The sequence below is a fragment of the Sphingobacterium sp. UBA7038 genome, assembly GCF_002494055.1.
In the GTDB taxonomy this organism is placed as follows: Bacteria; Bacteroidota; Bacteroidia; order Sphingobacteriales; family Sphingobacteriaceae; genus Sphingobacterium; species Sphingobacterium multivorum.
In genome coordinates this window covers 125,420-146,745 of the sequence record NZ_DLAV01000039.1, presented here as the reverse complement: position 1 = coordinate 146,745, position 21,326 = coordinate 125,420, and the positions used below count along the sequence as shown (strand labels likewise).

The following is a 21,326-nucleotide window of genomic DNA, read 5'->3' as shown; positions in this document are numbered from 1 at the left end:
TTAGTTCATACATCGTGCTGTTACCAGTAATTGGCCGACATGACGCTGTGCATGCTCTGCAGCGTGGAACAACAAACCAATCAACGTCGTAGGGATCCGTTTTCTACCCAAAAAACGCACTTCAGTCAGGGTGTCCGGATCAATTAACGCCAGTTTTTGCAAAGATTGCTGAATCTGCCGATGTAAGTTTTCTACAAGCGATATCACGCTTAAAGCACTATTTTCTAGACCTTCCTGACGGAGGTCGTCAAATTGTTTATCCGTTAAGGATTTATTTTCGGCATAAGTAAACATGCGATCGATTACTCCACGAATATGTTGCAGGTGAAAACCTATACTGGCGTTGCCACCCGGTTTTGTCCAAAGCTGCGCTGAGGATATTTGTGCGGTATACTTCAAAACATCTTCTTCAACTTGCAAAAGTGCATGCGCAACGGGTTGGAGAAGAGCGGGAACCCCTTCAATAGGTCCACGCATCCATACTTCTAAATTTTCCATGCTTTTAAAATAGCTAAAAGTCTACGCGGATGCTTTTTAAAATCCATAAAGCTACAGCGTTTAAAAAGAATGCAGATAGCAGTCCGTTTCGTCAAAAATACAGTTTACTCCTATAAAAATAGCTACTTCCTATAGCTTGTTTAAAGTCGATTCAATTATTTTTTAAAATAAATTTGCATAGTGTAGTAAATACACTTACATTTGTATCATCATAATTTAGGTTTATAATTGGTTATTTAAGGTTTTCATTCTCCCCGTTTGAAAACCTTTTTTTATAAATGACTGCAAAAATATAATCTTCCATCATCCTTTATCATATCACCGAATCGAGAAAAAGTACGTCCATCTTCCCATTAAAAGCAGGATAGGTTATAAAGGCTTTTCATTTCAAACATAAAAAGGGCAATGTTCACATTGCCCTTTCTTTTAGATACCCATTTAATGGCCTTTACATCTTATAATATTGCTCCCAACCTCTTGCTGGTGGAGGTCCGGCTAAGAGTGCGTTGGCAAACTTATCATTGGTCACTTCTTTTGTCTGCGTATTCAATATCAACTTACTGTTTAAGCGTTGTGCAATTACACCCAAGCAAAATACTTGGCTCAGAGGACCTGCAATTTCAAAAGCCGAGCGGGTTTTTTCTTCGCCTTTACAACCTTTCAAGAAATTAGCAAAGTGGTTTGACGGTGATTTTGGCACTTCCGGTAACCGAGACTCCATTTCCTTGGCTTTCGTTGCTGGAATAATCTGCAAGGTACTGGCATGGGAGCCACCTTTAAATATCAAATCCTTGCTGTAGATAATTTTCCCAGGATTTAGTTTGGCGGGTTCCAATTTCCCTGTACTAGGTGCAGGAATATTGGGATCCAATCCAGATACACCATAGCCTTCGGGTATAGGTGGCAAATTATCCAGTCCATCATACCAATTGATATCGACTGCTGGCATCTTTTTCCTTTTTGGGAAATGAAATTTCAAGGTTGAAGACATGGGGAAAAAATAGGAATTATACCCGTCGAGCTTCACAGCGGACACTTCTGTAGGCAGCCCCAAATCTAAAAATTCATGCGCTGTATCCAATATATGTGCCCCCCAATCGCCCAACGCTCCCATTCCAAAATCATACCAACAGCGCCATTGACCATTCACAAAATCCTTATTATAATTATGGCCAATAGTCTGCATTTGCCAAAGATCCCAATCTAATGTTTCGGGGATCATTTCTGCGGCTGGAAAACCCTTTATATTTACATCCCAGCCATGCCATCTACGCGGCATATTCATGTGCGCATCGATGCGTGTCACATCCTTAATAATGCCGGCATCCTTCCAGGCTTTAAACTGAAAGTAATTTGCTTCGGAGTGCCCTTGATTTCCCATTTGGGTAGCAAGCTTAGGGTTTTTCCGAGCTTTATTTGCCATTAGTTCGACTTCAAGGAATGTTCTCGCCATTGGTTTTTCCACGTAGACATGTTTACCTAAATCCAGTGCAAGCATCGTTATGGCAAAATGCGAAAAATCAGGAGTTCCGACACTTACAGCATCAATCTGATTTCCCATTTTGTCAAACATTACCCTAAAATCCTTAAACTTCGGTGCATCGGGAAACAAACCCAAAATTTCCTGCGTATGTTTCGCACCAAGATCGACATCACATAGCGCAACAATATTACAGAGTCCTGTTTTATAGAGTTCTTTAATGATGTCGGCAGCCCTGTTTCCCAAGCCTACACAGGCTAAGTTGACACGTTCATTTGGTTTGGCCAAATTGACATTCCCCAATACACTATTGGACAGCATAACCGCTCCTGCAGCGATAACGGACTGTTTAACAAAGCTTCTGCGCGATAAATAATGATTCATAAGAGATAGGCTTAATTCGGTGTATTAATTTTTATGCTGCGAAATGAAACACGATCACCATGGTCCTGGAGAAGAATAAAACCTTCCTTCGCTTCGCCAAAGTTTTCCCAATCTTTGTATTTACTGATCTGAACTAAATCTTTAAACGCTTTGGATCCCCGCTCATAAGACAACATCTTAATGCCATTTAAATAGTGTTCAACTTTGTTATCTGCTGTGACCACAACTCGACCTCTATTCCACTCGCCGATCGGTCTACGCGCGCGATCATCACGATTGGATGTAATGAGATCGTAAAGCGATGCCAAGGTACGATTTCCGTCACGTCCCAACTTCGCGTCAGGATGTAAAGCATCATCCAGCACTTGATATTCCAAACCAATAGCCGATCCTTTTGATTTTTCTTTTAAAGTCACAAAATACTTAACACCACTATTGGCTCCCGGACTAAGCTTAAATTCAAATGAAAGATCAAACACCGCGTATTTATCTTTTGTGACGATATCGCCACCATTGGTCGATTCACCACCGTCAGATTTTAGCACAGTCATTTGGCCATCCTTAACTTCCCAACCGCGTTCCGGAAATTTATCGCCATGTATACTCCGCCAGCCCTTATTGGTTTTACCGTCGAACAAAAGCTTAACACCTTTCTTCTTTTCAGCGTCAGCCAAGTCGTTTGGCTTCAAGTTCACGATATAAAGATCTTTTGGAAAACCTTTTGATTTGAGGTCGGTTGTTTTTATTTTAATATTCTTAAAGTACACTTTCTTTCCATCCAGTTTAGGTGGAATACCATGCACCTGCAACCCGATAAAGCCAGATCTATCGATCGTATCAACGACATAAGCAACAGGAATATCATTGATCCAAGTGCGCAGCTCATCACCAATGGCTTCAATTCGAATATGATTGAATTCCTCTACTTTATAGGCTTTTTTAGCATTTTCATTTAAATCGAGTGGATAAATCCATCCACGACGCGCCTCATCATAGATTCCACCTGTCCAAGCACGGGCAGAGGGGTCTATTTCTACTTGCCTTCCATATACACGTCCGCGTCCATCATTAGCCTTTGGATCAAGATGGCTCCGTGTCTGAATACCTGAGTTTGTTTCATTGCCTTCAAGTTTAACATCCAGCTCCAATATGAAATCACCATATTCTTTTTCAGTGATCAAAAAAGAATTGGGTGTACCTTTTGTCATTCGACCTACGATAGCATCGCCCTCTATAGAATAAGGTGCTTTTCCGCCGACAGACTTCCAGCCATTTAGCGTTTTTCCATCAAAAAGGTTCGTCCAACCTTTCTCATTACTCTTATCTGTCTGGGCATACGACATAACAGCATTGCCGACCATAACAGCCATCAAAACAGATTTAAATAGTGTATTTCTTTTCATTGTAAAATTTAATCTTGAGTCTATTGACCCGGTTTATTTATTCATCATTGGTTTTTAAATTACAACGTGTGTCTGGCCAATTTATTGAAAATTATCAATCCACAGCTTCTCCACATTCAAGCCTGATACATATCATTTACTAAGCAGTCATTAATCATTTGACTCAGCGAAACAATAATATCAATTAATATAAGTGAAATGAATCAAATGATCTGATTTATTTACGAAAACGTTTGAAAACACTTGTTACTTACCTTCAACCAATAGCGGCGTTTTATTTTTCTCTGCACCTGGGTAACCTATATTTTGATTGATAACACCTTTAATATTGGTGTTAATCGCATTAGCGGGCACAGGCCATAAGATATGGTGCACACTAATTTTATATTCGGCCCACTTATGTTTTACCCCTTTATTATAGAAATTACTTTTAGCAACCACTCTATCGTACCAGAAATTAACTCCGGTTTGTTTAATGTTCGCATTCGTTCCGCCTGGGCCGCTAATCTGTTTTAAATCATAGACACGACCACCAAAAATTTCGCATGGTTTTCGGGTCTTTGCATAGGTATAGGCAATCCTTACGAGCTCAATATGTCTGTTTTCTTCGTAATACAACTCACGTGCGCGCTCATCTAATAGCTCACCGATATTGATTTCATCTGCTGTTAGCTGTGATGCACCGGCGCGTTGACGGACTTCGTTAATGGCAATGGCAGCCTGACCAAGATCATTTTTCCAATAGTAACTTTCGGCCAACAATAAATAGACTTCTGCAGAACGGTAAATATACCACGGGGTCTCCCCGCCTTCCCATTGTGTCTGCAATGGATCCGGCACAAATAATTTGTAATGCGGCCAAGAGAACCATAGCCGAATGGAATCCTCCACACTCATTCCCACCGGTTTAACCAGATTTTTTCCATACCAGGGATTGCCCGTCTTTTTTAAGTTGGGCTCATTGTACTTCAAATCTTCCATCTTTCGCCAACTATCCCGGTTAAAGATCCCCCGCAAGTCATTATCCTCTTTGCCAGGCCTCCAAATCTGATTTGTAAAATACCAGGTTGGACGCAATCGTCCTATACCACGACCATAGTTCTTATTTAAGTCCAATGAAAGATCAGTTTCATCCGCTGCCAATGATAATCCTGCCCCCGTTTTCCCGTCTGGTGTTTTTATACCGCCGTTGTTCCAAAAAGGAACGCCATTACGCATTGTTCTGATACGATCAGAACCATCAACTCCAGGATAAGAAACTACATACATTAAACCTTCGGTATTGGCACCATCTAATTTTGCTTCAACACTATGAAGATCAAACATCAGATTGGTATTTGGCCTTGTCTTATTCACTGTAAATCGACTTTTCATAAGTGGGTGTAGTGCAACTATCTCTTTTCCAACAGCAATCGCCCTATCAAAATCCGCCAAGGCCATGCATACCTTCATTAACAATATACCACAAGCCGATTTGGAGGTACGCCCACGGTCTACTTTTTCGGGCACCCATTGGTAGGCAAATTCCAGGTCTTTTCGTAATTTTTCGAGAATGCTCCAACGATCGTAACTATAGAAATCGTACTTCGGTTCATTTATTTCTTTATCAATAAAAGGAACATCGCCAAACTGGTGCACCAATTTAAAATAACGATAGGCACGTTGAAAATAAGCAGCTCCTAAAATCGCGTTTTTTTCATTTTCGTCTTTAAAAGTTCCTACATCTATTCTTGAAATAATCAGATTGGCATATTTTATCCCCTTAAATCCCTCGTACCAATACCACCCCACTTTAGTTCTATCGTTGTGATTGAGATCTGCATCGGGGAGCAGTGCAATATCCATATCCATTTGTGGACCAGCTTTATCTGTTGTCCCCTCTACGGCTACTTCAGATTGGATAATCTCGGTCAGAATGGGCGCAGCATCGCCAAAAAATTCATGCCGCATATTTCTTTCACAGGCCGTTAAAGCGGAGTACATACCTTGCGCATCGGCAAGTGCAACATCAGGCTCATAGAAAGACAAGGGTTTCGGTTTAAGCCAATCCTTACTACACGAAAATGTAAAAACAGCCATTGAACCAATACATAAACTAAATAGTATATTTTTTTTCAATTTCATGATCTAAAAATTAAAGGGTAAGGTTTAAACTAAGGTTATACGTACGGGGGGTTGGGTCACCTGAAGCTTCAGGATCACCGAATCTCCAATCTTTTGTCCAATAGGCTACATTTCTCACAGATGCAGCAACACGTAACTGCTTTATTTTCAACGAATTCAAGAGTATTTTAGGAATGGAATATGATAATACGATATTTTCCAATCTAATATAAGACTTGTTGATGTAGTTAGTCCCGTTATTTTTTGAACCAATTCGGGCATAATCATTGATCGGATTTTCGGGGGTCCAACGAGGTAGCGCATAATCCGTACTGCGATCTGCAAAATTACTATTGTTTGCGGCCCTATTGAATTCTGCGAAATGCCCCCAATTGGAGTACATAAAGAAAGAGAAGCTCAAATCTTTATAGCGCAATTCATTTCGAAACGACCAGCGAAAACGCGGTGTTGTATACCCCTGAAATACGCGATCGGCATCCGTTAAGACCCCATCTCCATTTTGATCTATATATTTAAAATCGCCAGGTTGGTTACCATATTTTGCTGCCATTTCCTCTTCCCCTAATTGCCAGATTCCATTTCGTTGGTAGGCCCATATCCGGTCGGGATCCTGGCCAATAAACCATCTATTTTTAACATCGTCCGCTTCCTTCTGGCCAACGATATTTCCCTCACTATCTTTCACATCCACCATATCACCATATAACTTCACGATTTTTCTCCGATTCAACATAAAGATCGCCGTCGCATTCCAACTAAAATCGCCCCTATTCATGATGTTACTATTCAAGGTAATATCAAAACCTTTATTTGAGAGCTCACCAAGATTGGCGGCAACACTGTTAAACCCTATAATTTCTGGCAATGCTCGATCCACCAATAAATCCTGCGTCGTCGCCGTATAAAAATCTAGTGCGCCACTCAGACGGCCTTGGAAAATTGAAAAATCCAAACCGGCATTATACGAACTTTTATTCTCCCATTTTAAGCCCAAATTGGCCATTCTATTCACGTATAGCTGAGAAGAAAGATAAACTTTTCCACTCGCATCAATATAGGGATGTAATCCAGAGGTCATGTCGGAAAGAGCTTCATACATTCCAATATCGCGGTTTCCGTTTCTTCCCCAGGAAAGCCGCAGTTTACCATAGTCTAACCAGGATTTGGTCTTTTTCATAAATTCTTCCGCCGTAAAATCCCAGGCAAAAGCCAGGGCGGGAAAAGTTGCTCTCGGATTTTGAGCGCCAAATGCTGAATACCCATCACGTCGAACAGAAGCAGTCAACATATAACGATCTTTAAAGGAATAAAATAAGCGGGCCATCAAGGCGTCCCCTGTCCGGTAGGTATCATTACTTTCATTCAATGGAATAGTGCCCGCCTGCAGACGATGCCAACCCAGGACATCAGAAGGTACAAACTGAGAAGCTGTGGCCTTGGTCTGCCAATACTGCCCTTTCTCTGCATTTTGAAGCAATGTTACTTCAAAATTATGTTCATCAAATCGCCGCTTCCAACGCAACACATTATCTAACTGCCAATTATAGGTTTTTTCAAATGATCGTTCGCTACTGCCCCCTTTTGCCTTCCACTCTGGATTTTTAGAAGAATCGTGGTTATAATATTCGTGCCAGATAAACGAAGGCGTAAAATTGGATTGTAATTCTATCCCAAAGGGCAAAGTAATGACACCGTACAAACTGGAATTCAATGTATTGTAATGATCTTTTCGGTCTCTAAATTGATTATCAAAAAAAGGATTTACTGGTGTAACATCTCCAGTAGGAAGTCTTTGATAAATACTTGTAGGATCATCGATATTATTTGATCCATAGGGAGATATCACAGCGGACTGTTTCCAATCCGCCTGTAAAAAACCTTCATTTCGAACCGCAAAATTAGTATTAGCACCAACTTTTAAATAGGGTGTAATCTTTGTTTCCAAATTTAATCTAGTACGAAAATTTCTAAATCTATTACCAGATATAATCCCCTCTCTATCAACATGATTCAAGGACAAATAATAATTTGACACCTCATTACTATTCGATACAGCAACTGCATAATCCTGCTGGATCCCCTTTTGAAAAACCAAATCCTGCCAATCCGTAATCTTATTGTTCATGTAATTTTCAATTTCCGGCGTCTTAAGCTCTAATCGAGAAAGCCAAGACCTGATCAGCTGATCCTCTGTTACATTTGTAACGGGCGTCTTTTGATCGTAATTATACCAGTCCAATTGATTGGTTCCATTGAGCAGTCTTGGGTCCACAAACATTTCGGGGTGTGCTTTAAGATAGTCCTCTGTCCGACGACCTACTTCAAAGTCATAACGATATTTCAAAAACTCATCAGCATTCATCACTGCAGGCATACCTGCATTTTCCACCATTCCAAAATTACCATTGAAAGTAATAGACGGTTTTCCTTTTTTACCTCTTTTTGTCGTAATTAAGATAACGCCATTGGCTGCTTTTGCACCGTACACAGCAGTCGCACTAGCATCTTTTAAAATATCGATTGACTGAATGTCATTGGGATTAATATCAGCAAATGTTCCGTCAAAAATAACGCCGTCCACGACATTTAGCGGACTGCTGCCAGCTTTCAATGTTCCCTTTCCCCTTACGAGCAAATCAGCATCACCTTTAGCTGAATTACCCTGTCCAATCACCAATCCAGCTGCATTTCCCCGCAGGAGATCCTGAACTGACCTGGGCGCCTCCTTCTCAAGCTTTTCGGTCTGCACAGAAACGATTGCACCTGTCACATCTTTCCGCTTGGCTGTTCCGTACCCAATAACGACAACTTCATCTAGATTCTCTGTAGATTCAGAAAGGGTAATCTCTATTTTCTTACCCACTTCTACCTCAAGTTCTTTGGACAAGTACCCTGTATGGGTAAAAGTTAAAGTAACTTTAGCAGTACTACGCTGCAATTTTAAACTAAAGCGACCGTAACTATCTGTTACTGTACCCATGGAAGTTCCCTTCATCAAAACGGTGACTTTTTCCAAAAAACGACCATCATTTGTTTTGACGGTACCCATTAGTTCTTTTCCAGTTCCTTGTGAATAAACAATTCCTGTAGACAGCAATAGCATACACAAAAAAGAAAAGCTAACGAAAATTAAACGATTAAATTTTCTCATAGATTAAGATTTATTGGTTATTAATAAATAAAACTATAAAAAGCCCAAAAACAAGACCTTTTAGTCCATTAATATCAATTGGTTATTATTTAATCAACACAAAACAATAGTATTAATTAAGAATACACAATCAAATCTTTTTAATCCATTTATTTACGAAAACGTTTGAATGACCATAAAAAACAAATCACGGCATTCCAACAAAATAGAGAGAATAGGTTATACCTCAGGCAAAAAAAACAACACACGGCAAACAAAAAAGCCCTTAATATGCTTTAAAGTGAATAAAAATTAAAATAAATTGATACAAAAAAGCATATTTTTGACACAAAATGATATCTTTTTACACGTACAATTTCATTATCTTTTAAATTAAAACAAATATTGAATTTATAAATTTTCATAAAAGAAACCACACACACTTTACTAAATTCAAGAACGACATGATCAAGAATTTTTTCTTGGCCGGGGACAAAAGTCACCTGTATTATTTACATCGGGTCAAATGAAAGAATCGGAGTTTGGAACAAAATCGTATTGCTGATGAGTTAGCCAAAACAGGTCTCCATCATTCGGCGTCAGAAGTAGTTGGACTAATCTCCAATTCTACATACAACCTCTTCTCATTAGCTTATTTCTAACATTGCCCTACCCAGGCCGTGTAAACCAGGTGCCCCCACATTGAAAACAACTAAAAAAGTTAGCCTCAACATAGACTCAAGTTATTTGTAGGAGGAACTTGATGATACGATGGTCATAAAAAGGGCTCAACGACAGGGTCGTGTACGCAATTCGTATTATTTTAGAAAAGTAAATAAAAACAATCAGTAAAAAATTTGGAGAATACGAAAATTATATACAACTTTAAAGCACAAACACCTGCTCTAAACAGGCTACAAGTTAACAAAGGAAATTTTTTATTTTAAAACGAGGATTTTATCTTAGAATCGCTCATAGATAAAAGTCTAAATTAGTTTTTTTGCAGAAAAACTTACTTTTACTTAATGTACAAACAGTAGCATACAAAATATGACAACCAACCCCATTAAGGTATATACAGTAGTTTCAAAAGAAGTAAAAGAAGATCCAGATTTATTCACCAATCTGGAAGGTGTCTTCTCAACATATGAAAAAGCACAGGAATATATTGATCACTTCTTTGGTAATGCTAAATATGGTTATCGATCTATTGTTACGACCTATTTAGACCCCTTTCAGGAAGAAATCCAAAATAATGATTCTTATTATAGCATATCATCTCAATTAATAGGGCCGCATTTAGAAGTTGAGATCTGTAAAACTTCTTTTGCTGTTGTCCTCTCCGAAGTTGAACAATTGCGTATCGATCCGGCCACCTCAGAGAAACCCTTGGAATTAAACCTGCACTGTTTTGCTGCTTCTGAGGAAAAGGCAATGGAAAAATTCGAAAAATTAGCACAAGACTATGCAAAAGAACACAAGCTTCAATTTCAAATTAGCCCTTTTCGCATTGCAGATTCGGACCAATGCTATTAGCCTTCAATTGCAATGAAATTATAGCAAGAGATTCAGGGAAGTATTTTTTTTACGGATTTCACTTAAATATTCTGGCGTAAATCCCAGATACGAAGCAATCAGGTATTGCGGAACACGTTGTACAAACTGCGGATATTTACGGAGCATATCATGGTAGAATTCTTCTTTAGATTTAGAGAATAGATATTTAACCCGCATTTGCGCAGCAGCATAAGCCCTTTGGTAGACAAATCGAAAATAACGCTCCATGATCGGAAATGCAGCTACCAATTTTTCTTGATTTTCTTGACTGATATAAACTAAATCTGAGGTCTCTACGGCCTGAATGTAAAATGACGTAACAAGCTTATGTTCGAAAGCCATATTGTCCGTAATCCACCAATTTTCTATGGCAAATTCAGTCGTTTGTTCGACTCCCTTTTCATTAACAAAGAATTTACGGAGAATACCTTTCAATACAAAAAAATGGTATCTACACACTTGGCCCTCCTCCAGTATATTTTCTTTTTTCGCGACCGTTTTGGTCTTAAAGTAATGCAATATTTCTTCTAATTCGACCGGATCGATAGCGACAAATTTCTTTATATGTTCTTTCAGTTTTTCCAACAGTCTGTCAATTTTTTGTACAGACAAAGCTACTCATTCATTTTATCATAAAAAATACATGCGGCACCATTTCAAATAAGCTCGAAGAGCAAGGCTGGGAAAATAAATTCAAGTAATGGATGTCATCGATATCAAAGAAAAGGACCTCATGTCCATGTTAACACCAAAATTGAAGGAATGACAGCACATTGTGACTAGTGTTCCTAAAAAGGATTCTAACAGAAAATCAGCCCGCCATTAAAATAGGCGGGCTGATTCGCATTTATGGTATCCAATACGGTTTATCAGAAAACAACCTTACTATACTAACGTAAAATTCGAACTTTTCGTACTTTATTTACTTAATCCGTAAAACCAATCTACAAAGCCGCAATCTCCTGCTAAAAAGCGCCATCTATTCCGTAATGTAGTGAACCTCATGCGCCTCTGTCAACTGCGGAACTTCCAAATTATGAAGCATTTTATCCAATACAACATCTGGCAGTGGATATTCCCGATCGTTATTCTGCGTGCGCCAAATCTTGTAGGGTTTTTCAACGTACAACAATTTCACGTAGGCTTGATAGCTGACAAAAAGATCGATCAATTGTTTTCGCATCTGGGAAGTTATATTAGTGGCATTCCAGATAAAATCCTGTCCGCAGCGTAAGTATTTTTTTGCCTGCTCTTTTGCTTCCTGTACAACCCATCCGTTTCTCTTTTTATCGGTCGGATCAATGCGATACTTGCATCTGATGTCGTCCAGACTAATAACTGGAAGGTCGGTATTCATTGCTAAAATCTGATAATCTTTGCCCATTCCCGGCAAACCTGAAAGTACAGTCACCGTGGATTTGAATATATCAAAAGGCACATAACCAACATAACTATCGTTTCCATTAAAATATGTAAATCGTGCATTTTCAGACAAAAAAGAACGCGTACCATCCCAGCAGCCAATCTCTTTACTATACAGTTCGAACATATCCAATGCATAGAGCAAATTATCCAAATCGCCACAATACCTTCCTTTAGCATCAGCTTCGGCCAACAACTTAAGTTGACTCATATTGACACATAGTGACGCTTCCAAGGCGCTCTTCATCGGATCGGCTTTTTCCATCAACCATAATGGCAACCTATGATAGCGTACCAATGCGACAATTTCCTCCCGTAATGCAAAAGGGGTCTCCACATCACGAAATAAAATCTCCCGTGTGGTCTGTGCTCCTTTTTTGGCATGATTTGGTGAACTGATACGACCATCGGCAGCGACAACTGTCGTCGATCTCTTCTCGACATCATGCAATAAAGCGGAAGCCCAGAGGAGCTCCTGCTTTTGTTCATCCAGATTCCGATATTCAGGCAATACTTCCAGCTGCTGTAATACCATTTGGGTATGAATCGCGACATTCCCTTCGGCATGATGTAAAGGATCCTGTTGTACCTGTTCCATATCCCTGACCCAAGAAAATTGTTTCGCTAAAGCCGACCAATCCTTATTTGTTGCTATTGTCCATTCCATGAATAATCCCTCCTTTCCCAAATCATTTTTGCTCTTCGCCATGATTTTGTCCAATGTTCGTCGGTCTGCACATGTCCTTTTCTAACGTATTTAAAAACATTGTGCTGAAATTCGCTGACGGTATATGCATCAGCATTCCTGCAGACTAACCCCTCCATCGTACATGCTTCTTCAGTTTTAGGATCAACCGATCCAAATATAGAAGACTGCATGGCCAAATTTTCGACTAAACGCCGAAGTTCTAACTCAGTCAAATCCTTTACCATGTCGAGTTTTAAAACAGGTACAGTAGGCAAATCAAATAAACTGGCATAAAAAGTAACTTCTTCCCATGAAAGCCACTGATTTTTAATTCGAGCAGCAAAAACATAATAATAGTGCTCAAGTTGCATATACTCGATCGAATGCACAGCATAAAGATTTTCACCAAAAAACTCCAAATCACCCAGATCGTTTTTTAATCTGGACCAATGCTCCCGAAGCTGGGCCGTCCATGGCGACGTGGTTGGAGCTGCATGAGATCGTGCAAATACTCCACGCCGTGAAAGGCAATTATTCTCGCCATCTAATTTTTCTGTAAATAACAGTTGATGGAAAGATTGCATATCCTTCCAATAATATTGATTAAAACGATCGTCGCTGCTTGTCCCTGGCGAAAATGGGAAATGATAGGTACGACCATATTTTGTTGATTCCATTTTTAAAATTTAAATCCATACTAAAAAATTGAAGACATAGGCATTGGGTAAACAAATCGGGTAAATCCCGTTGTTTACTTTCTTCCTAAATATCGACAATGCATTACATGACTTTAAATTTTAAAAATTGACAACACAAATGATCTGTTGCTACAAAAGTATACAATTTATTTAAAAAACATAAATACGCTCCCTTTGATTTTGGACAACACACCGCCTTCCCTACTTTCTAATCAGCCTCGATTAGTCAAAAAACGCGTCAATTAATATAATTTCAATTCAGTGTATGTCGTTCCAATGGGAATAACCCTGTCTGCTACCCAAATTTGGGTTTTGTCGAACTTCATCATTTTACTTCGTGCGACGATAAATGCTCTGTGACAACGAACAAATTCGCCCTTCGGGAGCAGTTCCAGCAGCTCGCTAATGGTAATTCTAGAACTAACGCATTTATTATCGTTCAAATGTATTTGGGTGTAATTGCCTGATGCTTCAATATACAGGATACGGTCGAATTCAACTTTAACATGTTCATAACCATCTTTGACGAACAGATAGTCTTTGTTATGCTGTAGCTTTTTTGCCCGAAGGCTATACAATTCGCTCGCCTTGTTGCAGGCTTTCAAAAACCTGCTCATAGAAAATGGTTTAAGCAAGTAATCGATGGCGTCGAGCTCGAAACTCAATAGCGCATGCTCGGAATAAGCCGTCGTAAAAATCACCATTGGCGAAGTATTCAAACTGCGCAGAAACTCTATTCCTGAAATATCTGGCATTTTTATATCTAAAAAGATAAGGTCCACCTGCTCCTTCTGGAGATAATCAATCGCCATAAACGCATCCGTAAATGTACTTTTTAATTCAATAAAAGGGACTTTAGCTATATGGTGTTCAATAACCTGCAGTGCCACAGGTTCATCATCTATCGCGATGGCTATCATAACAATTATTGATTTAAAATCTGATCTATTTGGTCATACAGTTGTTTTCCATTACTTGGTCGAAGAGCCTTTTCCACAACTAATTTTCCTGTTTTATCAAATATAAAATATTGCGGATAATATTCGGCTTTGTCTTTTGCATTTAGCAGTAATTCCTTCCAAAAGGGCTCAATCTGTTTCCTATTTTTACGTAAATGGATTCCGGTTAAATTGTTGACGCGTATAAAGTCTTTCCAGTCCTGATCGCGATGGTCTTCATCCATATCCAAATAAACGAAGGCAATATCTTTATCCATGTATCTTTTCTTCAGTTCAGGTGTATACTTCAATTCAAACTTGCAGGGACCACACCAGGTTCCCCAAACATCCAAATAGACCACTTTTCCTTTCAATTCAGCAATCAGGTCGTCGATCGATGAGATAGGTTGATCATCTTCAATCAACCGAATCTGTTTGTTGTGTTTATTCGCCACCAAAAGAGCGTCAAGATCGGCAATATAGCTTTCAACAAGCGGCTTATGCTTATCTTTTGGAAATATCTTCCAATGTGCCCCTGCCAATGCTTTTAAATGCGTTAAGTCCTTGTCATGATATAGATTGACCAATTGTTGAAAATTGTAGTTTTCTACGATAGGCTTGGAGAAATTATTTAAAGCACCGATAAACCGCCAATAATCTTTACTATAGATAGTCATTAATCTATTTGCACTGTCTAAGCTTATCCCGAAATAAGGGATTGGTTCACTAGACGGAATTTTCTCGGCCCGAATCTTAACAAATGCTTTCGTTTCCAAATAACGCAGGTAATTGTCAAGGAAAGAATAAAAAGAAGGGCCTCCAAAGTCGTCCTGTAAATTAATAAGTGCTTTTCCAAACAGCTCTAGAACCAAACTATCTGCGGTAGACTTTGGCAATTCAGCGATACGGGCAAAATCGTTCAGATGGTTCATCCGTTGCGCGTAAAACTCAGTACGTATATAGTTTTTTAGTGAGGAAGACAATGGACTAGTTTGGATCACTTTATTGATTTGATTGCAATCCGCTAAACAGGGAATTAAAACTTGCTGTCTCAACTGAGCCAAAGAGCATTGAGCAAGATTATTTACGTTCGGGGCCTTCATAAAAAAAGGCACTTCATCGTGTTTTATTTGCTGTATAATTTTGTTTTCTGTCAAAGCACTACCGTCTGTAAATACGATCGTAGTGTCGGTTAAATTCAGGATAAGATCTTTACCGGGGCTTAATAACAAGGTTTGAAATACACTGCTGTAATTTAGAGTCGCGGATTTTCGAGCTGTTATTGGCAGTGCGACCTCAAATGTGCCATCGCTGGCAACGGTTATCTGTTGCGAATTTTCTTTATAAAAACCAAAAACAAGAGGAATATTAATTTCCAAGGCCTTGTTTGGATCATAATTCCAAATCTTACCGCTCAATTTAAATTGAGCATGACTGCTTAGACAATACAAGGTCATAAGCAAAAAAACAAGTATTTTTTTCATTGCTATTAATTAAGGAACCAATAAATCAGGTGAATAATTGATTAAAAGATAGTGGAACTAGTTAGATTTAAATAACACTAGCGATCTTTAAATATGTAAAGTTAAATGGATAAAAAATTCATTGGCATTTTCACGTATCATCAGTTCATGTCGATCTCGATATAGCAATGAAAGACGTTGGCGTACATTCTCCAAACCGACACCACTTTTTAGTTTTTCGGGATCACGATCACTTTTCGGATTAATGCTATTACTCACATCGAAAAACAAAACCTGGTCTCGCACTTGCAAAGATATTTTAATATAAGACGATTTCTGAAGGCTTATACCATGCTTAAATGCGTTCTCGACGAAAGGGATCAGCAACATAGGGGTAATTTGATAATTTTCAAACTGCTCCTCTATTTCCGTTATAATGGTAATTTTGTCTGACATCGAAGTCCGCAGGGTCTGTAAAGCGATGTAATTATTCAGGTATTCTATTTCACGCGTCAACGAGATTTTATCTTGCGTATTTTCATGGAGCATAAACCGCATCATATCGCCCAATCGCTGAATTCCCTCCCCTGTCCGTTCGGCTTTTTCCTGTAATGCCGTGCCATACAATGTGTTTAAGGCATTAAATAAAAAGTGTGGATTTATTTGAGATTTTAGAAAGGTCAGATTCGCATCCGACTGCCCGAGCTCCGTACGTAGGGATGCTATTTCGTTTTGACGCATTAGACGTTTTTTAAAGAGAAACCAGGACAGCGGAATGCTAACCAATAATTGCGTGGGTAAATGAAACATAGCAACGATAAAGATCACTTCGTTTGTCTGATTAAAGAAAAATAGCGCCGGCACACTTAATGGCAGGACTGAAATCAAGCTAATAGCAAAGATAGTCCAGAAGAAATCACGGAATTTCTTCTGTTTTTCCTGTAATTTTGGCAACAAATAGTATAAGGAATAGATTACAATACCGACTGCAGACAACACAACCAAAGTCCATAATACCGAAAGTTGTGAATGGGATCGCGATGTAATCAAAAAAAACAATCCAATAAACCAGCAACCAATTCCAAAGGATAAATCCATTTTTAGCTGCTTTTGCAGGGTCAGATTTTCTGCCTTGCTTTTAAGCAAATAGCTGATCAGATATTGCGCACACGTGTATAAAGAAATTATAATTGTTAATAAAATAGCTTGCGCAAAAGCCTTAAAAAATATACTATTATAGCTTCTTTGAATACTGTCATAATCCTTCAATTCGTAGGCGTGGCTATAGGTCCGGCATACACCTAAAATCAGTCCGGATACCAAGATCAAAGCAGCTAGTAATGAATAATTCAGCAGCTCCCGTTTTCTGTTGATGAGGGAAGGAATAAGGACAAAATTTAAAAGGAGAAACATCACATATAGAAGCAAATCAATGATAAAATTTGGCACAAAAAAGTTAAAGAAATAGGAGTAGCTTATTTTTTGGTGAAGGAAATAGTTATGCATACCGCTATCATCCCGATTGTTTGTATCAACAAGCAAAGCATAAACAACAGCGACAAATACGACAGTTGCCATCCAAAATTCTATTTTTCTTACGTCTTTCAGTTTCATGTTATTGGTTTTGATGAGGCAATATTAATTGAAATGAAAACATAAAACAGAAAAATGTGACGAATACCACCAAAAATGTGATGAATCAAATGTTTCTTCATCTTATAGCTGGGATTCTATTGTTGTTTCTATAAAATAGAATTTGATTTTACTATCTTTAAGCTGAAAAGTATCAAACCAGCTTTATTAACTTTATTCAAAAAAGACACTACATAATTAATCCGCTATTTACACATTCACGTCCTATTTTGCGGTGTTACGGCAAATAGCCAAGATTGCACACAGCATTGGACTGTCAAATGATCATAAATACAGGTATTAAAAAATAATTGATCACATGGATACATATATCGTGTTAAAAAGGTTCTCTAGTTTAGAAGAAGCTCAAGAATGTCATAAACTACTTTCGGAAAAAGGTGTAACAACGCGGTTGGCAGATAATGTCCCCCCCGTGGATATTACATTTTCTGGAAACACGGTTGGATATCAATATGAGGTTCAAATAGACCCTGCCAATTTCGCAAATGCAGAATCTATTTTAGAAGAGCAGGAAATGCAGTCTCTCCCTTTGGTTGAAGACGACCATTACCTGTATCAGTTTTCCGACGAAGAGCTCTTAGAAATTCTTCAAAAATCCGATGAATGGAACAAATTAGACTACGCACTGGCTAGAGAAATTTTATTAAAAAGAGGGAAAGATATTGATCAGGAAAAGCTTGATCTTTTGAAGAAGGAGCGACTCATGCAACTACGGGAACCGGAACCGCAGCAGAAGTATTGGATTATTTTTGGCTATATTTCCGCCCTTCTAGGTGGACTTTTAGGAATTGCAATCGGGTATATGCTGTTTAGTTCCAAAAAGAGCCTACCGAATGGCGAACGGATATTTTCCTATTCGGATCATGACAGAAAACATGGGACAAATATATTCTATATCGGATTATTCGTATTCACAATATCCGTTCTCATCAAAATGCTCTGGGGATGATAACATAAAATGAATACGATTTACATTTTTTAGCGGAACAGCTCGAGTGCAGCTTTGTGACTGTGGTATTCTGTATCCTATCGCGATCTAATTAGCGCTAACGTCAACTGTAAATTTTTAATACTAAAAAAAATACCTATATTTAAGATGACATCTTTATTCTTGAATTATTTTTTGTAAACCTACAAACAAATTAACTTTATGAATAGTTTAAAGACCACAGCCACTCATTTCCGTTATAAAAAGCATCCGGGAGATCTATTCAGAAATACGTGCGTTCAATTATTACCGCATCCCTATAAAAATCAAGAAGACTTTTGGGTATGGTTTCATCCCTCCTACCACCGTAGTGAAGACATTTCAGATTTAGGCGACCTGTACAAACAGCTTCACGATACGCCTTGCCAAGAAACGAGAGTATCATCAAAAAATGAGCTTTGTTACCCTGCGGTCTCGAAAGAACGTCTCTTTGAGGAAATAAAATCATTGGAGCAAAAGATCTATCAGGATTGCTTTGAAAACTTTTATTTGCTGATTATCGAAGGCCGTATCGAGCTGTTAGAGAGTCATCAAATTGAAAGTAAAGAACCTGGCTCCTAACACCTATTCTTTAAACCGTTATGCATTATTTGACTTGTGCGATTATAAGGGAGGACGATAAGATACTCATTTGTCAGCGTCCGGCATCGGTGACGCATGCCTTAAAGTGGGAATTTCCTGGTCGCATTACCGAGTCCCACCAATCAATGAAAGCAAATTTGTCGCTCAAAATCAGGGAAGAGCTTAATATAGATATTCTTGTCGGAAGGCCGTTAAAGATGACGCAACAAGACTATACAAGTCCAGCACCTTGTCTCTATCCTATTCTCTGCACCTTTTGTTCTGGCGAAGTTGCCTTTCAAAAATATGTTCAAGCATTATGGGTTTCCCCCGCAGAATTATTACATTTTGACTGGACCGATAGTGATCGACCAATTGTAGACGAGTATACCAAATACCTTGAAGATTCAAATCCTCCGTCCCGCATAAAGGAAGCTTTTTTAGAAATCCTGATTGGACTCATCGGCTTTACACTGGTCCATATATTCTTCAATCTATATATAGCCTTATTGATAACATTGATCTTAATCACTGTTACCGGAATTTAGACCTATTACACCCGAAAAAATATAAAGAAAAGAATCCCATAAAACTTCCCTACATTTATAAAACTAAGTAACCCATAATTTCATTTTAGCCATATTGAAGACTTAATCAAATGAAAGATTTCCCACAATTAGTTACAGAACGACTTATTCTCAACGCCATTGACACGACTGATATTCCACAGATTGTAGACTATCTGCAAGACAAGGTTTATTCGGACTTTACCTCAAATATTCCCTACCCATACCGAAAAGAAGATGCTGAATATTGGCTTAAATTAGCCGAGGAAGCGTTTGCCAATCGTAAAGGCTTCACTTTTGCTATTCGAAATAAAGATAAAAAGCTGATCGGAGCTATTGGTCTGCAGGATGAAGGCTCGGATAAGGCCGAGTTGGGATACTGGATCGCTATTCCTTACTGGAATAATGGTTATGTCACGGAAGCCGCAAAAGCAATCATTGAGTTTGGTTTTAAAGAACTAAACTTCAATAAAATCTTTGCGACCTACTTCCCACATAATCCAGCCTCTGGAAAAGTCATGGAAAAAATAGGCATGAAAAAAGAAGCCCTGCTAAAACAACATTTAAAGAAAGATGGCCGGTATTATGATATTCCATTGTATGCTATTTTTAGAACGGATCTATCTTTTTAATAAAAATCAATCATTTAATCTGCTAAAAAAATGAAAAACAAAATTGGATATATTGCCGTCGTTTTTTTATTTCTCACTGGACAAATCACCTATGGTCAAGAAACAAATCGGGAAAAAGCTTCTTCAAAAGGAAAGGAAGCCATCCAACTCATGGACGATGGAAAGGTAGATGAGAGTATCCTATTATTGAAAGAAGCTCAAAATCTCGATCCGAATAGTATCACGTACCCCTATGAGCTCGGCTACGCCTATTATTTAAAAAAAAGACTATAAAAAGACGATTAAGTACTTAGAAAGTATTAAAAGTGAAAAGATTACCAATGACAGAGTATATCAATTATTGGGAAATGCATACGATATGCTTGGCGAAAGTGATAAAGCTGTAGGTACTTACGAGAGTGGATTAAAAATATTTCCCAAATCAGGTCATCTTTATTTGGAAATGAGAGCCATCCAACGTGTCAAAGGAAATTTAGAAGATGCATTAGGTTATTATGAAAAGGGCATAGAGGTGGATCCGGAATTTTCTTCAAATTATTATTGGGCATCAAAGATATTTTGTATTTCCGATGAAAAGGTTTGGGGAATGATTTACGGTGAGATATTTATGAATTTAGAACGAAACACCAAAAGAACAGCTGAAATAAGTGAGCTTCTTTATGATCAATACAAAACGCAGATAAAATTGAAAAGTGACACAGCGCTTTCCGTTAGCTTTAGTAAAAACGCATTTGTCAATGCAAAAGCAGCAGATTCCAGTCAAATAAAACTGCCTTTTGGAGTAGGAATTTATGAGACAACATTAGCGATGTCAATACTTGGTTTAAAATCTATAGATATCAATACATTAGACACTATAAGAACTAACTTCATAAACAACTACTTCAGCAGTAAACACAACAAAATATTTCCAAATGTCCTCTTCAGTTATCAAAAAAAGATCATCGATCTAGGTTACGGCGAGTCTTACAATCATTGGATATTAATGAAAGGCGACGAAGATGCTTTCGAAAAATGGCTAGAAAACAATGAAGAGAAATGGACACTTTTTTCAAATTGGTTTTTGAAGAATCCCCTAAAAATAGACAGCACAAACAATTTTTTTCGTAAACAATATGATTAAACCTTCAGTATCATAAAT

General features: G+C 38.3%; 18 protein-coding genes. 7 read left to right on the top strand and 11 right to left on the bottom strand.

The features are described from left to right. The 5 genes from B3H30_RS22300 to B3H30_RS22280 all read right to left on the bottom strand — a co-directional run bounded on the left by B3H30_RS22300 (position 1) and on the right by B3H30_RS22280 (position 9,040). Positions 1-477: a DinB family protein gene (locus B3H30_RS22300; protein ID WP_254667764.1), complete on the bottom strand. Its 477-nt coding sequence runs from the start codon at positions 475-477 to the stop codon at positions 1-3. A gap of 469 nt (positions 478-946) precedes the next feature. Then, the gene (locus B3H30_RS22295) at positions 947-2,362 is read right to left on the bottom strand and encodes a Gfo/Idh/MocA family protein (RefSeq protein ID WP_070569442.1); all 1,416 of its coding nucleotides are present in this window, start codon (positions 2,360-2,362) and stop codon (positions 947-949) included. Between the two features lie 11 nt (positions 2,363-2,373). Continuing rightward, the gene (locus B3H30_RS22290) at positions 2,374-3,765 is read right to left on the bottom strand and encodes a 3-keto-disaccharide hydrolase (RefSeq protein ID WP_083296094.1); all 1,392 of its coding nucleotides are present in this window, start codon (positions 3,763-3,765) and stop codon (positions 2,374-2,376) included. 246 nt (positions 3,766-4,011) lie between these two features. After that, the gene (locus B3H30_RS22285; RefSeq protein ID WP_070569439.1) at positions 4,012-5,889 is read right to left on the bottom strand and encodes a RagB/SusD family nutrient uptake outer membrane protein; all 1,878 of its coding nucleotides are present in this window, start codon (positions 5,887-5,889) and stop codon (positions 4,012-4,014) included. 10 nt (positions 5,890-5,899) lie between these two features. Further along, the gene (locus B3H30_RS22280) at positions 5,900-9,040 is read right to left on the bottom strand and encodes a SusC/RagA family TonB-linked outer membrane protein (RefSeq protein ID WP_070569436.1); all 3,141 of its coding nucleotides are present in this window, start codon (positions 9,038-9,040) and stop codon (positions 5,900-5,902) included. Between the two features lie 1,029 nt (positions 9,041-10,069). On the opposite strand from B3H30_RS22280, the gene B3H30_RS22275 reads away from it, so the two are divergent. Then, on the top strand, positions 10,070-10,555 hold the full coding sequence (locus B3H30_RS22275) for a hypothetical protein (RefSeq protein WP_070569433.1): 486 nt from the start codon (positions 10,070-10,072) through the stop codon (positions 10,553-10,555). 18 nt (positions 10,556-10,573) lie between these two features. On the opposite strand, the gene B3H30_RS22270 is transcribed toward B3H30_RS22275, so the two are convergent. The 6 genes from B3H30_RS22270 to B3H30_RS22245 all read right to left on the bottom strand — a co-directional run bounded on the left by B3H30_RS22270 (position 10,574) and on the right by B3H30_RS22245 (position 17,399). After that, the gene (locus B3H30_RS22270; protein WP_254667763.1) at positions 10,574-11,161 is read right to left on the bottom strand and encodes a Crp/Fnr family transcriptional regulator; all 588 of its coding nucleotides are present in this window, start codon (positions 11,159-11,161) and stop codon (positions 10,574-10,576) included. Positions 11,162-11,555: 394 nt separating this feature from the next. Beyond that, on the bottom strand, positions 11,556-12,707 hold the full coding sequence (locus tag B3H30_RS22265; RefSeq protein ID WP_286834858.1) for an AAA family ATPase: 1,152 nt from the start codon (positions 12,705-12,707) through the stop codon (positions 11,556-11,558). Then, complete coding sequence (locus tag B3H30_RS22260; RefSeq protein ID WP_286834857.1) at positions 12,650-13,363, bottom strand: RNA ligase family protein; 714 nt, start codon at positions 13,361-13,363, stop codon at positions 12,650-12,652. The genes B3H30_RS22265 and B3H30_RS22260 overlap by 58 nt, the downstream gene beginning before the upstream one ends. A gap of 263 nt (positions 13,364-13,626) precedes the next feature. After that, positions 13,627-14,304, bottom strand: a complete 678-nt coding sequence (locus B3H30_RS22255; protein ID WP_070569424.1) for a LytR/AlgR family response regulator transcription factor — start codon at positions 14,302-14,304, stop codon at positions 13,627-13,629. 5 nt (positions 14,305-14,309) lie between these two features. Further along, on the bottom strand, positions 14,310-15,806 hold the full coding sequence (locus B3H30_RS22250; RefSeq protein WP_070569420.1) for a TlpA family protein disulfide reductase: 1,497 nt from the start codon (positions 15,804-15,806) through the stop codon (positions 14,310-14,312). A gap of 87 nt (positions 15,807-15,893) precedes the next feature. Next, a complete protein-coding gene (locus B3H30_RS22245; protein ID WP_070569417.1) occupies positions 15,894-17,399 on the bottom strand; it encodes a sensor histidine kinase in 1,506 nt (501 codons plus the stop codon). Between the two features lie 337 nt (positions 17,400-17,736). On the opposite strand from B3H30_RS22245, the gene B3H30_RS22240 reads away from it, so the two are divergent. The 6 genes from B3H30_RS22240 (at position 17,737) to B3H30_RS22215 (ending at position 21,308) form a co-directional block, all read left to right on the top strand. Beyond that, positions 17,737-18,387, top strand: a complete 651-nt coding sequence (locus tag B3H30_RS22240) for a hypothetical protein (protein WP_070569414.1) — start codon at positions 17,737-17,739, stop codon at positions 18,385-18,387. Between the two features lie 201 nt (positions 18,388-18,588). Further along, positions 18,589-18,987, top strand: a complete 399-nt coding sequence (locus B3H30_RS22235) for a hypothetical protein (RefSeq protein WP_070569411.1) — start codon at positions 18,589-18,591, stop codon at positions 18,985-18,987. 20 nt (positions 18,988-19,007) lie between these two features. After that, positions 19,008-19,535 carry an NUDIX domain-containing protein gene (locus B3H30_RS22230; protein ID WP_070569408.1) on the top strand — a complete coding sequence of 176 codons (528 nt, stop codon included), beginning with the start codon at positions 19,008-19,010 and terminating at the stop codon, positions 19,533-19,535. Positions 19,536-19,645: 110 nt separating this feature from the next. Continuing rightward, positions 19,646-20,185, top strand: coding sequence for a GNAT family N-acetyltransferase (locus B3H30_RS22225; RefSeq protein ID WP_286834856.1), 540 nt, complete (start codon positions 19,646-19,648; stop codon positions 20,183-20,185). A 30-nt stretch (positions 20,186-20,215) separates the two neighbouring features. Beyond that, positions 20,216-20,458 carry a hypothetical protein gene (locus B3H30_RS22220; RefSeq protein ID WP_083296093.1) on the top strand — a complete coding sequence of 81 codons (243 nt, stop codon included), beginning with the start codon at positions 20,216-20,218 and terminating at the stop codon, positions 20,456-20,458. A gap of 85 nt (positions 20,459-20,543) precedes the next feature. Beyond that, positions 20,544-21,308 (top strand): tetratricopeptide repeat protein, encoded by a 765-nt coding sequence (locus tag B3H30_RS22215; RefSeq protein WP_083296092.1) that lies wholly within the window; start codon positions 20,544-20,546, stop codon positions 21,306-21,308. Positions 21,309-21,326 lie beyond the last annotated feature (18 nt).

Coding starts and splice junctions, on each gene's coding strand:
- B3H30_RS22250 (WP_070569420.1), bottom strand. CDS start 15,806: ATGAAAAAAATACTTGTTTTTTTGCTTATGACCTTGTATTGTCTAAGC.
- B3H30_RS22285 (WP_070569439.1), bottom strand. CDS start 5,889: ATGAAATTGAAAAAAAATATACTATTTAGTTTATGTATTGGTTCAATG.
- B3H30_RS22245 (WP_070569417.1), bottom strand. CDS start 17,399: ATGAAACTGAAAGACGTAAGAAAAATAGAATTTTGGATGGCAACTGTC.
- B3H30_RS22215 (WP_083296092.1), top strand. CDS start 20,544: ATGCTTGGCGAAAGTGATAAAGCTGTAGGTACTTACGAGAGTGGATTA.
- B3H30_RS22225 (WP_286834856.1), top strand. CDS start 19,646: ATGAAAGATTTCCCACAATTAGTTACAGAACGACTTATTCTCAACGCC.
- B3H30_RS22230 (WP_070569408.1), top strand. CDS start 19,008: ATGCATTATTTGACTTGTGCGATTATAAGGGAGGACGATAAGATACTC.
- B3H30_RS22300 (WP_254667764.1), bottom strand. CDS start 477: ATGCGTGGACCTATTGAAGGGGTTCCCGCTCTTCTCCAACCCGTTGCG.
- B3H30_RS22265 (WP_286834858.1), bottom strand. CDS start 12,707: ATGGCGAAGAGCAAAAATGATTTGGGAAAGGAGGGATTATTCATGGAA.
- B3H30_RS22235 (WP_070569411.1), top strand. CDS start 18,589: ATGAATAGTTTAAAGACCACAGCCACTCATTTCCGTTATAAAAAGCAT.
- B3H30_RS22295 (WP_070569442.1), bottom strand. CDS start 2,362: ATGAATCATTATTTATCGCGCAGAAGCTTTGTTAAACAGTCCGTTATC.
- B3H30_RS22255 (WP_070569424.1), bottom strand. CDS start 14,304: ATGATAGCCATCGCGATAGATGATGAACCTGTGGCACTGCAGGTTATT.
- B3H30_RS22260 (WP_286834857.1), bottom strand. CDS start 13,363: ATGGAATCAACAAAATATGGTCGTACCTATCATTTCCCATTTTCGCCA.
- B3H30_RS22290 (WP_083296094.1), bottom strand. CDS start 3,765: ATGAAAAGAAATACACTATTTAAATCTGTTTTGATGGCTGTTATGGTC.
- B3H30_RS22275 (WP_070569433.1), top strand. CDS start 10,070: ATGACAACCAACCCCATTAAGGTATATACAGTAGTTTCAAAAGAAGTA.
- B3H30_RS22280 (WP_070569436.1), bottom strand. CDS start 9,040: ATGAGAAAATTTAATCGTTTAATTTTCGTTAGCTTTTCTTTTTTGTGT.
- B3H30_RS22240 (WP_070569414.1), top strand. CDS start 17,737: ATGGATACATATATCGTGTTAAAAAGGTTCTCTAGTTTAGAAGAAGCT.
- B3H30_RS22220 (WP_083296093.1), top strand. CDS start 20,216: ATGAAAAACAAAATTGGATATATTGCCGTCGTTTTTTTATTTCTCACT.